Raw genomic sequence first — 14340 nt, 5'->3', positions numbered from 1 at the left:
ACATTAGTAAAAATACCAATCAATATTTTTCCGTTCTTTGTTTCAGGACGCCTTATGCTTTTCAGAAATTCGCTTTTTATCATTCTTACTTTTATAAGTCTACACGTAACAGCGCAAACCCACCTAGAAGGAGTTGTAGTAGACGAATCATTTGATTTTCCGCTTACGGGAGCATGGGTGAAATTAATTAGCCTGCCTGACTCGACAAAAAAAGCTACTTACACTGATGACGAAGGCAGTTTTTCTTTCAAATCAGTAAAACCAGGTGTATACGCTTTACAAATAACATCATTAGGTTACTATGAACTCAATAAGAAAGTTGAGGTAAGCAAGGAGCCGTTGCTTCTAGACACCCTAAAAATGCAAGGAGAAGACTTATTGCTTGATGAAATTAATATAGAAGGCGAAATCCCCCCTGTGACCCAAAATGGCGACACAAGCCAGTTTAACGCAGAATCCTTCAAAGTAAATCCAGATGCCAACGTAGAAGATCTGATAAAAAAAATGCCGGGAGTGGTAATGGAAAATGGAAAGCTTAAAGTACAAGGCGAAGATGTCAAAATGATTTTTGTTGACGGAAAACCGTTCTTTGGAGACGATCCGAGTGTAGTCTTAAAGAACCTTCCAGCAGATGCCGTATCTAAAATTCAGGTATATGACCGCCAAAGTGAACAAGCACAGTTCACAGGATTCGACGATGGGGAAACTTCCAAAACAATTAATATTATCACCAAGCCAGACATGCGAAACGGGAAATTTGGTCGTGTATACGGAGGGTATGGCACCGATTCCAGGTATAAGGCAGGAGGAAACATAAATGCCTTTAATGGTGACCAAAGAATCTCTGTTATTGGACAAACCAACAACATAAACATTCAGAACTTTTCTTCCGAGGATTTAGAAGGTATTGGAGGTGAAGGCGGCAACCGAAGAAGGGGAAGACGCAGGCAAGGTGCAGGGTCTGATATCAGCGATTTTCAGATTGGCACTCAAGATGGCATAGCTCAAACCAGTGCTTTAGGGATTAATTATTCAGACAAGTGGGGCAAAAAAACTGAAGTTACCGGAAGCTACTTTTTCAACAGAAGCAATATCGTCACCGACCACCGACTAAACAGATCGTATGTCCTTTCGGACTCTATTCAACGCTACAGGGAAAACAGCCTCTCTTTAACAAGAAATATAGACCACAGGTTAAATTTTCGGATTGAACATAAAATAGACTCCATGAACTCTTTTTTAATTCTTCCGAGGGTAACCTTGCATCAGAATGACGGAAACTCAGAGCTTAATGGTGAGAACCGGCTCAATGGCATAATGCTCAACGAAACAGGCAATATTTTCAATACCGATTTAATGGGCTATAACCTTGCCAATGATATTCTTTACAAACGACGGTTCTCTAAAGAAGGTAGAACCCTCTCTATGAACTTGCACACAGGCTATAACAGAAACCATGGAGAAAATTTCCTGAATGCAGGGAACATCTTTTACCATAATGGGCTTATCGCCGACACTATAGACCAATATGCAGAACTAATTACCAATGGCGCCAATATCTCAGCTACAACGGCTTATACTGAACCTTTAGGAAAAAACGGACAACTCAAGCTTGACCACAGGTTTACCTGGCAAGACAATATTTCCGACAGGCGTACCTTTCAGTATTCACTTCCTGAAATGGGATACACTGTCATAGATACAGCATTATCCAATATTTTCAACAGCAATTATGTTTCCCAAAGAGTAGGGGGCGGATACCGGTACCAGAAAGACAAGCTCCGTTTCAACATAAAGCTTCGCTACGAATGGGCACAGTTAAACGGAGAAAGGGAGTTTCCCAATCCTGGCACATTCACGAGAAACTTCTCAAACCTATTACCATCGGCCATGCTCCGTTATGACTTTAGTAAAACAAAAAACCTTAGAGTGTTTTACCGGACATACACCCGTGTGCCTAATGTGGAACAGCTACAAAATGTAATTCATAACAATAACCCATTAAAGTTATACAGTGGAAACGCAGACCTTGTCCAAGAATACAGAAACAGGATATTTGTCAGATATTCTGCGTCACAACCAGAGAAGGGAGCTAACTTCTTCACTTATGTTAGTGGCACGTTTATCAACAATTTTATTTCAAACAGCACCTATATTGCAGGCCAAGACACCATGCTGGCTGAAGGTATACTTTTGCAAAGAGGTGCACAGTTAACAAGACCTGTAAACTTGGACGGGTACTATAGTTTACATTCATTTTCTAGTTACAGCTTCCCTGTAAAAGTAATTAAGTCAAACTTAGGCTTAAACTTCAGGGCAGGCCATACTCGAAGACCAGGGCTAATCAACAACCTCTTAAACTATTCATACAACAATAACTTTGGCTTAGGATTTACATTAGGCAGTAACATCAGCCAGAATTTAGACTTTACGATCGCATCTAACACAAATTTCAATTTTGTAGAAAATACGCTAAGATCCGATCTAAACACAAGTTTTATTAGCCAAAGCACCCAGTTTTCCTTTAACTGGATTTTCTGGAAAGGTTTGGTATGCAGAACGACCATAAACCATCAGCTCTACTCAGGATTAGCAGAAGGTTTCAATCAAAGTTTTTTCCTTTGGAATATGAGTATCGGAAAAAAAATCTTCAACAATCAACGTGGAGAAGTAACTTTATCCGTTTATGATTTATTAGGGCAAAACAATAATATTCAAAGGGTAGTTACAGAAGCTTATGTAGAAGATGTAATGACCAATGTACTTCAGCGTTATATCATGTTGAATTTTACATATAATTTAAGATCTTTTAAAAGCATGGCACAACAATTGCCTGAGGAAAACTAAAATAAAACAAGCCCATTATTGCTTTAACAGATTAAACCATATAAATTTAACATAATACAAACCCCAAGACATATTTATTAATAATGAAATATATCTTATCAATTATAACCTGCACGTTACTTTTTTCCCATACATTACTAGGGCAAGACACCACTTGGTTCGACTCTAACTGGGAGCCGACTGCTCCTGAAGACGCTTATGTATTTAGAGTCGACAATAATAGAGGTCAGCATTGGGACAGACAAGAGTTTTACGTAGCAACCGGCAAAGTAATACTCAGTGGGCGCTTATCCTCCATAGATCCCGAGACCCGTAATGGTATGTTTGAATACCATCATAAAAATGGGCAGTTAAAGTTTAAAGGTCGCTACCTCCAAGATGAACCAGAAGGAAAGCACGTCTGGTATTATGAAAACGGGGAGCTTCAAGCAGAAGAATATTATCAACATGGGGAGCTACATGGCGACTTCAAAGAATATTATGACAATGGCCAAATCTCTTTGGAAGCGGTCTATAGAAATGGCAAAAAACATGGTCCTGCGACCTACTACAATGAAGATGGCACCGTGCACTCTTACGGCCCCTACCACGACGATATAAAAGAAGGTATTTGGTCATTTTATGACGAAGAGTCAGATTCTAATGAAGATTACCTCTTCCGTACCAGGTACTTTATTTATGAAGGCAACCTTCATTTCAGGGTTCCTAACCACCAGTGGGACTTGATAGACTATGAGTATGGACGGAACATAAACTTTATGTTCAAAAGAATGCCAGAAAAAGACACCTTGGCACGGCCAGTAGTCCCACTTATCATGGCACACGCAGAGGATGCCAGAAAACACCGCAGAAACCCAAAAGCTTGGTCAGAAGAAAAAAGGAAATTCTTTATATCGGAAGGCACGGAAATTCTTGAAGTTCTCACACCTGATGATGATGATTTTCCTTTAGCATTAAAAAAGAATGCTTTCTTTATCAAATCCAGGTATACTGAAAACGACAGAGAACACCATCTTTACATGATCCACTACATGACCCCTAAAGGATTGGGCATAGAGCTTTATTTCGATGTAACAACCGAAACGGAAGAAGCACACGAAGAAGAGTTCTTAATGTTTCTTGACAACATAAGGATTACTAAAAACATGGATTATGATAAAGTAGAGGCCGTGTACTATAAGTAGGGCCTGCTGAAAAAGTCACAAGTGTGCAAGATACGCATGGCCTTACATGAAGACGTATTGGAATACTTCGAATGTAAGGCCATAAAGTAGATTGTGCGCTTGTGGCTAGCCCAAAAAAAGTATTGGGTTAAAAGCTTCTCACTTTAATGTGCACGGAAAAATAAGAAATAACCGAAAAAACCTAGCACCTATACCTCCTAATTTTTATACAAATATCAACAAATCAATGTTTTGGGCGTTTTTCAGTGCGCCCTAAGTAACGAGAAGCACTACTTTCATTCATCAAAAAGCGCTTTTTACAAAGCGCTTTTTTTACCCGCCCCAAAAATCGGGGTTACAGCAAGTTCGATTTCCTATCGGACAAACACATTCTTAACTAGGCGCCTTTAATAAGAATGAGTGAAAGGAACAGCAAATACCCGATAAAAAATCAGCGATACGAAAACTCCGACTTCCTATCGCACTAAACACCTCACAGTCAGTCGCACCCTAAATAAACAGATAAAAGAAACAGCAAATTCGCCGATAAAAAATAGGCGCTACAGTAAATCCGATTTCCTATCGGACTAAACACATTCTTAACTAGGCGCCTTTAACAAGAATGAGTGAAAGGAACAGCAAATACCCGATAAAAAATCAGCGATACGAAAACTCCGACTTCCTATCGCACTAAACACCTCACAGTCAGTCGCACCCTAAATAAACAGATAAAAGAAACAGCAAATTCGCCGATAAAAAATCGGCGCTACAGTAAATCCGATTTCCTATCGGACAAAAAAAAAGTATAGGAGAAAAGAATAACTTGTAACACTGATGAAAACCAGCGTTACAAGTAGAAAACATTAACACTATTTAATTTATAACCAATTTCTTAACAACTTCCTTTTCATTATAATGACCGTGAATAAAGTAAAGGCCGCTTGGCAATTCTAAGCTTAGGTATTGAACAGCTTCTGAGTATTTCAACAATTTCCCCTTACTGTTAAACACCTTGATAGACAACTGCTCATCTGATCGGATATGCACCTGTCCACTAGAAGGGTTAGGATAAACAATAAAATCTACAACTTCAGCCTTTTCCACACTCGTGCAAATTTCCACTTTTATTTCCTGTTCAGCGCTTGCACTACAGTTGTTTTCATCGGTATAAGTATAAGAAATCACATGCGTGCCCTCGTCAGCAGCTGAAGGGTTAAAAACTCCTCCCGAAATGCCATTGCCCCAAAAAACACCGCCTGATGGGCTTCCTCCCGACATATAGATAGGAGAACCATCACTACACTGTGTTGTTATTTCCACTGGAATAAAAAGTGCAACGTTAGGCGCAGGGTTTACTTCAACCACCACTTCATCTGTTCCTGAACAGCCATTCTCATCAACACCTACCACAGTATAAATTCGGGTTTCCTGAGGCAAGAATGCCCTATTATTAACAACATTATGACTCCAAGAATAAATATTTGCTCCCGTACCGCTCAGCACCACTCCTTGCCCCGCACATACAACAACATCGTCCCCTGCAGAGACTTCAGGGTTATCATTAACTTTAACTTGTAAACTGTCAGAACCTTTGCACCCGTTCTCATCTGTACCCGATACTATATAAACACGACTTTCGGCAGGTACAAAAGCAACACCATCCTCAATGGCAGGCTCCCAATCATAAGTTACAGCACCAGAACCCGCTAGTGTGAGTTCCTCCCCAGCACATACCTCAACATCTGCGCCCGCAAAGACATTTGGCAATTCATATACAGCCACAACCACACTATCAGCACCAGAACACCCATTCACACCGGTTCCAGTTACCACAAATATACTTGTTGATTCAGGTATAAATGGTTCACCATCCACTATACCACCACTCCAGGAAAAATCGTCCAAACCAGAAGCAGTTAATACTACCTCACTGCCTGAGCAAACTGCTTTATCTTCACCTGCATAAATTTCAGGACGCTCATGGACGGTTACAAGAACACTAGACGAATCCGTGCAGCCGTGTTCATCTGTTCCAAGCACCACATATGTAGTAGTAGATACTGGAACAAAGGGCCTTCCATTAGATATGCCTCCGCTCCATTCATAAGATTCGCCTCCTCTAGCTGTCAATGTCACTTCCTCGCCTGCACAGATCTCCAGATCTTCTCCTGCATCTATCTCAGGACGTTCATGAACCGTTACAAGCACACTAGACGAGTCCGTGCAGCCGTGTTCATCCGTTCCAAGCACACTATATGAAGTTGTTGACCCAGGAATAAATGCTTCGCCATTAACAACACCCCCACTCCATTCATAAGATTCGCCGCCAATAGCTGTTAAAGTTATTTCCTCGCCTGCACAGACCTCCAAATCTTCTCCTGCATCTATCTGCGGACGCTCACTAACCGTTACAAGAACATTAGATGAATCAGAACAGCCATGTTCATCCGTTCCAAGCACAATATATGAAGTTGTTGACTCAGGAATAAATGCTTCGCCATTAACAACACCCCCACTCCATTCATAAGATTCGCCGCCAATAGCTGTTAAAGTTATTTCCTCACCTGCACAGACCTCCAAATCTTCTCCTGCATCTACCTGCGGACGCTCACGAACCGTTACGAGCACACTAGACGAGTCCGTGCAGCCGTGTTCATCCGTTCCAAGCACACTATATGAAGTTGTTGACCCAGGAATAAATGCTTCACCATTAACAACACCCCCACTCCATTCATAAGATTCGCCTCCAGTAGCTGCCAGAGTTATTTCCTCGCCTGCACAGACCTCCAAATCTTCTCCTGCATCTATCTGCGGACGCTCACTAACCGTTACAAGAACAGTAGATGAATCAGAACAGCCGTATTCATCCGTTCCAAGCACACTATATGACGTTGTTGATTCTGGAATAAATGCTTCGCCATTAATAACATCCCCACTCCATTCATAAGATTCAACTCCAGTAGCTTCCAGTATTACTTCTTCTCCTCCACAGACCTCCTGATCCTCTCCTGCATCTATCACAGGACGTTCAAGAACCGTTACCAGCACACTGTCCTTACTGAAACATCCACTTTCTTCGGTAATTGTAAGCATATACACACCTGTCTCCTCAGGCACGAAAGGTACTCCGTTCTCCACTTCATGACTCCACTCGAACTCTGCCTCTCCCTCTGCTAGCAGTACAACTTCTTCACCTGAACAAACTTCAACATCTTCTAAATCAACAGACGGTGGTATATTTATAAACAACTCGGTCTTAATGATACTATCACATCCACTTGCGGCAGTTAAAGTATCAAAATATACACCTTCTACAAATTGATATTGTCCCTGCAAGAAAACAGAATCCCCGTCACAAATGGTCAACACATTTTCATCATAAACTACGTCACAAAATATTTTATAAGAAATCCACTCCTCGTCGCTGTCACTATATAGCCAGAACATGTTATTAGTAAAGGCAACCCTACCCAAATCTACCTGAGGCGCATTGTCAGGTAACGGGGTGCGACCACTAACATTTTTTGTCTCAGCATCGATAAAAACTAGCTCTCTATCAACAAAGTCATATATACCATACTCATAGCCTTTAACTCCGGTAAAAACAACAGAGCCTGGATTAGTATTTTCACTATATTCAAGGCCTGAGACAGCTACTGTTTCCATGTGTTCATTATCCACGGCGCTAAAAAAAGAGAGACTTCCATTGTCATAGTAAACAAAAAGATTATTAACATAATCATAGTCGCCAATAAGGTTTCCCAAATCTGAGGTACCTGGCTTAATATTCATCCCATCGGAGATTGCATATCCGTTTTCATTTAAACTATGCCGATAAATTCCATTAAGGTCGTGACCGTTCCCTTCCAGCGCCCTGGAATAAGGATTCCACCAAACCCCACGATAATCAAAACCTGCCGGACTAGTATGTGCAGGTTCAGCATTTTCATAAAATGTTTCTATAGGACGACTATCGGTACCTCCATTAACACTGTAATACAATCTGTTTGCCGGATCAAATGCCAGCCCGGTTCTAGTATTAGAACCTTGGCTTGTTGCTAACCTTATATCTTCAATACCTTCGGAAAAAGGCTCTTTTGTCGCAGCAGGCAAAAAGTCTTCAAAAACATCGTACCCAACCCACTGCCTATCTTCCCCATTGAATATCCAAAACTGCTCATTGGCAAAAGAAATTCTAAAATTAACAGGGGCGGCTGCTGTAGCCGGCAAGTGTGTACGCCCACTGAAAACACCAGTAGAAGCATTTATATAATACAGGTCTTTTGTATCATAGTTATACAACCCATACTCAAACCCATCTATACCTGTATAAACGACAGAAGTACTGTTAACAAACTCCGTATCCGGCAGTCCAATAATTTCTAAAGAGTCAGCAATTGTATGGTCAGCTCGATCAAACCTAACAACATGTCCATCTGAATAATATATAATAAAGTTATTCTTATAGTCCAGATCCCCTACTAATTGACCCAAATTTACATTTACCTGCATGATTATTAAACCGCCTTCCACAGCGACACCTGTCCCGGTATTCAGGTTCTGCTCCCAAATACCGGTAAAGAACCTACCATTACCTTCTAAAGCACTCCCACCAGGGTTCCACCATGCGCCACGGTAATCAAATCCGGTTTCAGCCCAACCCAATGAATCACCTGTTTCACTAAATGTTTCGACAGCATAGTCAATAGCTCCACCATTAACACTATAATATAACTTTCTTTCTGGGTTATACGCCAAAGCAGTCCTATTAGCTGTGCCCCCATAACATTGAAGACTTATAGTCTCCGTTGCATCTGTTTTCGGCACCTTCTGCGAAAATGCAATTCCAGGAACTAGAATAATAATGAAAGAAAAAATGAACCTTTTCATAATTGTATAAATATAAAATCCAGAGCCAACAAGAGTACCTTAACCAAGCTTGTGTAATAAGGTTAATTTATTGCAGCAAAATCTAAATAGTGGTGTTAAGTATGCAATACAACGATATGAGCATTGCTCTGTAATTTGAGATAAAAAAACCAAGCAAAGATAACAAACTTTACCCTCATAAAACCAATAATTTACAAATTAAAGAACGTAACCTCTGTCTTAACCCAAAATATGCACCAGAAACTTCTTTCACGTAACTAAACAACAGCCCATAGAGCTGCATGCTTTACAACATAAATGCGCTGATTTTTTGTTGTTTTGCCCCTCATGATAAACCCTATTGCATAATCCGGCTTAACAAAACAGAAAACAACGTTTCCGGCTTATTTAACTAAAGGGAACATATGAAAGCTGGGTTTCTTACATTATCATTCATTTTTTTAGGATTGGCCTTTTCCTTGCCAGCCCAAGACACCACGTGGTTTAATAAGGATCGACAAATAACCACTACGGATAGCGCTTATGGATATTGGGTTGACTCTAGTACAAAAAAAGTTACTTTGAGAAAAGAATTTGATGCGAGAACACATCAATTAAATTCTTCAGGGAGGTATTCCTCGTTGGATAAAGGTGAAAAAGAAGGCCGGTTCACCAAATACTATTCAAATGGGAAAATCAAAAGAATATCCCGCTACCACAAAAACAAATTAGAAGGTCCCTATACAGAATATTATAAAAATGGAAGACTGAAAATACATGCGTATTATGAAAAAGACTTATTAAAAGGAAGCTATAAACGTTATTACCCAAATGGCAATCTAGCTTTTACATCTATCTATAAAGACTCCCTTAAAAACGGTATCTCCGAATACTATTACCAAGATGGCACATTGCGCTCCACAGGCCGATATGAGCAAGGCAGAAAAGAAGGCTGGTGGGGGTTCTATAAAAATACCCAGCTTGTTAGCAAAAAAAACTACCGTACCCGGTACTATATTTATTCTTGCAACCTGCACTTGCGCATGCCTGAAAACGACTGGCTGGCAGTTCAAACCTCAGACTCCGGCAACTTTACCTTTATTAAACATAATAAAAAATCCAAGAACATATCAAAAATAACAGTCCGCACAGAAAATGCCGAAGACTTCACCAATTCCCCTTACGCCTATGGGCTACTGAAGCAAAAACCTTTTATTCAGAAAAACACACAGTTTGAGAAAGTGCTTAAACACACACAAATCACTTACCCTTTGAACTTAAAAAATGGCATTTACTTTAAAGGGACATATACGGATAACGACATTAAATATCATCTCCATATGATTACCTATGTCAGCCCCGAAGGTTTGGGTGTTCACATTTGTTTTACTTACCCTGAAAATGACCACCAAGAAATGTCTAAAGCGGCCAAAAGGTTTCTTAAGGAACTTAAACTTATTAAAAATCTAGATAAAGAAGAGGCCGAAAAAGATTACCTAGCACCCCCTACTGGTTTATATGATTGTTGGGATGGAGGGGAAATCGCTCGAACCCACCCCATCAGAGAGGAAGAGCTTTAAATTATATAAACGTCTTCCCCCATAAATGAAAAAGCTAACAAACATCCTTTTACCGCTTATCATTCTGGGAAACACATCTAAATGACTTAATTAACAAAAGATAATAAACTATTAAAAAAAGCAACGAAAAGGTTATCACAAAAAACTCTTCCGTCAAAGTAAGCACACTTTCCTCTGCATAATCAATATCTCCTAACATTATGCCCAATACGATCAAAGGAACAAGTATGATTAGCCCAATCACCAGAAGCTTAATTCCTATGACCCATGATAGAGCAAAGAACCTTTTGAAAAAATCTTTTCCATCTCCTGAAGCGTTAACTTTAAAAATAGAATAAGAACCCCAAATGGTAATTCCTAGGCCTATAGGAAGTTCAATATAATCAATAGGACTCTCTGCAACACCTATAAAAGGCCCTAAGAACCATATAATAGAAGTGCCAAGAAAGTACTTAAAACCTTCTTCATCTGAGAATTCGTTTTTAATAATTTTTCTTTCTAGTTTTTTAAGGTTAAACCAAATCATAGTCATACAATTTTACCTACGTACGTCACTTCACCTTCCCATACCAATTTCAAACCATCTACCGGCATTATACTAGTTCCTGAATTCAATATAAACTTAAATCATATAAACTCATTCTTTATAATAAATACCAAAGCCGAGTTCAGCAGTTCACCACAATATCATCCAACCAAGGAACTTTATATCAACCTATATTTCAAGTTTTTACAAATAAACTGTATCTTTAGACGACTCAACAAAAACATTTTTATCATGAAACAGCTAAACCTTTTACTTTTTTACTTTTTTTGGGGAGCCTCTATCGTCAACGCTCAAACCTTTACTACGCAAGCTGCATACGGAAATTATAACGCTACCGGCATGGCGCTCCTGGAAGATTTTTTATGGACAAGCACCCCTCATGGCATTGAAAAAAGAGACCTGAGCGGAAACCTCATTTCCAGATATACTTCAGAAGATGGACTAGGCAGTTCTGATGTTTTTTATTGGATAGGGGTTAACAATGCAGGTGATGTTATAGCCAACTCAGAAACCAACCTTGCTATCTACCAAAATAATATATGGGAAACCATTAACTATCCAGGAAACACAGCCTTAAATACTGATTTCAAACTAGACAGTAGCAACAACTTATATGCTTTCCATAGGGACACCTTATGGAAATATGACAATACCGAATGGACTTATTTAAACCTGAAAGAAGATGTGGAAATCGTTTCCGAACACGAATTTTCGGGAGACACAAGCAACATACTCCGCAACTTCCGCAACTTTGCCATAGACAATGAAGGCAGGCTTTGGGGCAGCGGTTGCGAGCAGTTTCGATGGATGCTAGACTTTGAAAGTAGCCGATTGAAGCTTTTGGGGAAGGAGTGTACGGTTAATAATCAAAACTCTTCCAAGGTAGACATAACTGCCAATGGCCAGAAAATCATTGTCAGCGATTCTTTATACATTTACGACCAGTCTGGAGAAAACCTTTCTCATATACAAGACCTTAACAACAAACGCTACATACATGCTGATGAACAAAACCGCTTATGGTTCCTTCACGGTCAATCCTTTTATATTTACGATCAAAACGAATGGACTGAACAAACTGTTGAATTCCCAGCAGAGAACCTTTCGTCCTTTAACCCAGGACAGCTTTTAATAGACAGCAAAGGCACCCAATGGCTTTCTATAAGAGGTGCTACCCAAAGCAGACTTTACCGGATAAGCGAAGGTGCTGCCACAAAAATCAACTATGAAGATCAGGCTTCAAAATGTTATATAGAAAATCAGTTAGAAGGCGTTGGACTTAGAAGGACTGCTTTAAATATATGGAAAGATGATACAGAAAAACTATGGTATCAACATGCACACCACCTATATTCAACAGGCAACAATTGTTCCAATGTGATTCTTATGCACGAATTGGCTGACAGAAATCTTGCCTCAGACAAAGACGGAAATATATATGCGCTTTCAGGTGCCTATATATATCATCCCGTAAGAAGAAACGAAGCTTGGAAAACTTCAATATCAAAGTATACCCCTGACGGTGAAGAAGAAGAGCTAATCAAGGAAAACCTTGGCCATTCATGGTTTCACTTTAACACAGCAGAAAGGCACATCCTGAAAAAGAACTCTCTCAACAGAACAGAAAACGGGCATCTATGGTTTATCGTTAGTTATGACTCTCTGGTCAGCCTAGGGCGTGGAGGAACGTTTTATCACACTATTGAAGCCCTAGTTCAATTTGACGGCACATCCTTTCAAACCCATCCACTTAAAATTAAACAAGAAGAAATTGACCTTTATAATGTAAGTGGGCAAGGTGTTACCCTTGCAAATATTTTAAATGAACCAGAGTCAAGTATTACCAAAGACAAACAAGATAATATTTGGGTCTCCACATCAGATAAATTGATCAGGTATGAAAATGGGCTAAAAAAAGAGAAGTTTAATTACCCTGAGGGCATTTCAATCCTAAACATCCATTGTGACTATCGGGGTAGGATATGGGGCAAAACAGATGAACAAAACAGTCAGGTTGTTTGTTTTGATGGAGAAAAATGGGAATTATTTGATGCCAATGATTTCGATGTGAAATATGAGATGAGGAAAGACAGCAGCTTTGCCATAGTGATTGAACGGGATAATGGCTTTCATTATACCAAAGACGGAGACCAGTGGACACATTATACCAAAGCAGATGGCCTCTTCAGCAACCGTATAACAAATCATGTCACAGACAGCACAGGGAATATATGGTTTGGGCATGGCAACGGTATTACCATTATGGACCAGAAAGCGGATCAGCCGACTTTTGCTTCTTTGCCGGAAGATGACCTGCAGGAGGAAATAATACTTTACCCGAACCCTGCTTATAACACCATTTCATTAAAAGGTGCCACTCCTGACTCAAAACTGGTAATTTGCAACATAGACGGCAGGATTTCAGAAATACTTCCTTTTAAAGAGAATATAGATATCTCTCACCTGAGCAAAGGCATGTATATTTTAAGAATTGAATCTGCTGAAAAGGTGGTTACAAGGCAGTTCGTAAAGCAATAAATTACAAACAACAGTAATTCCGTCATCTAAAAAAGGTGGCGGGATTACTATTGACTTAACATAAAAAAATATAAAGCAATTATAACTTTACCCTACAATCATTCAAAAGAAAAAACTAAACATTAAAGCACCTGCGGGCAAGGTATTCCACTCAAGGTAAGATACCGATGTTGTTTCTGGCTCAACATCCGGTGCAGAGGCTTGGGTAGCCCTTTCCCTATTATAAAAGAAGGTAAGCCGGGTTTCCGCCGATACTTTAATCCTTTCTCTAAACCGGAATGAAACTCCTAAAAATGGCCTCACACCAAATCTAAGTGTTCGGGCATCAATAGCAACCGGAGGTTCTCCTTCTTCAATATTTACTTTTTGATAGCCAAAAATAAGGTCAGGGCCATAATACACCGTCCATCTATCAGCAGCCTGAAAATGTCGCTGATATCCCAAAGCAACATCGGCATTATACATACCTATGAAGTTTTGATCGGCGTCTAAATTTCCACTGCCTTCCGACTGCGCCCAAACACGAATAGCGCCTTTCTCAAAGTGTCTTCTGTAAAAAACTCCCGCCCCTGCTGCCTGGTTTCCTCCGGTGATTGCAACACCTACCTCATTATGAAGCAAATCCCCTTCCCCATCTTGTCCATACAATGGCAGTGCAATCCATATAAAGAGTAAAACCACTGGGAAATTTCTCATAAACTCACATAATACTGGATATATATTACACTTTTGCCTCTCAATTGTTTTTAACTTATTGACAGAACTAGTCCTGAGTTGCAAAGAGATAAAGTCATAG

The 14340-nt window shown here is 39.8% G+C and carries 7 protein-coding genes; 4 read left to right on the top strand and 3 right to left on the bottom strand.

All coding sequences use genetic code 11. From position 1 onward, the window contains the following. The first annotated feature begins 54 nt into the window (after positions 1 to 54). Positions 55 to 2847, top strand: coding sequence for an outer membrane beta-barrel protein (locus RCC89_05560; protein WMJ72630.1), 2793 nt, complete (start codon positions 55 to 57; stop codon positions 2845 to 2847). Positions 2848 to 2930: 83 nt separating this feature from the next. Beyond that, complete coding sequence (locus RCC89_05555; GenBank protein ID WMJ72629.1) at positions 2931 to 4031, top strand: toxin-antitoxin system YwqK family antitoxin; 1101 nt, start codon at positions 2931 to 2933, stop codon at positions 4029 to 4031. Positions 4032 to 4883: 852 nt separating this feature from the next. Here RCC89_05555 and RCC89_05550 read toward each other — a convergent pair. After that, positions 4884 to 8900: a T9SS type A sorting domain-containing protein gene (locus RCC89_05550; protein WMJ72628.1), complete on the bottom strand. Its 4017-nt coding sequence runs from the start codon at positions 8898 to 8900 to the stop codon at positions 4884 to 4886. Positions 8901 to 9304: 404 nt separating this feature from the next. On the opposite strand from RCC89_05550, the gene RCC89_05545 reads away from it, so the two are divergent. Then, positions 9305 to 10459 carry a toxin-antitoxin system YwqK family antitoxin gene (locus tag RCC89_05545; GenBank protein WMJ72627.1) on the top strand — a complete coding sequence of 385 codons (1155 nt, stop codon included), beginning with the start codon at positions 9305 to 9307 and terminating at the stop codon, positions 10457 to 10459. Between the two features lie 49 nt (positions 10460 to 10508). On the opposite strand, the gene RCC89_05540 is transcribed toward RCC89_05545, so the two are convergent. After that, complete coding sequence (locus RCC89_05540) at positions 10509 to 10985, bottom strand: hypothetical protein (GenBank protein ID WMJ72626.1); 477 nt, start codon at positions 10983 to 10985, stop codon at positions 10509 to 10511. Positions 10986 to 11237: 252 nt separating this feature from the next. Here RCC89_05540 and RCC89_05535 point away from each other — a divergent pair, with 252 nt between their 5' ends. After that, positions 11238 to 13544, top strand: a complete 2307-nt coding sequence (locus RCC89_05535; GenBank protein WMJ72625.1) for a T9SS type A sorting domain-containing protein — start codon at positions 11238 to 11240, stop codon at positions 13542 to 13544. A 102-nt stretch (positions 13545 to 13646) separates the two neighbouring features. On the opposite strand, the gene RCC89_05530 is transcribed toward RCC89_05535, so the two are convergent. Next, complete coding sequence (locus RCC89_05530) at positions 13647 to 14240, bottom strand: hypothetical protein (protein ID WMJ72624.1); 594 nt, start codon at positions 14238 to 14240, stop codon at positions 13647 to 13649. Positions 14241 to 14340 lie beyond the last annotated feature (100 nt).

It is taken from the genome of Cytophagaceae bacterium ABcell3, assembly GCA_030913385.1.
GTDB lineage: Bacteria > Bacteroidota > Bacteroidia > Cytophagales > Cytophagaceae > ABcell3.
This window is presented reverse-complemented; position numbering and strand designations above follow the sequence as displayed.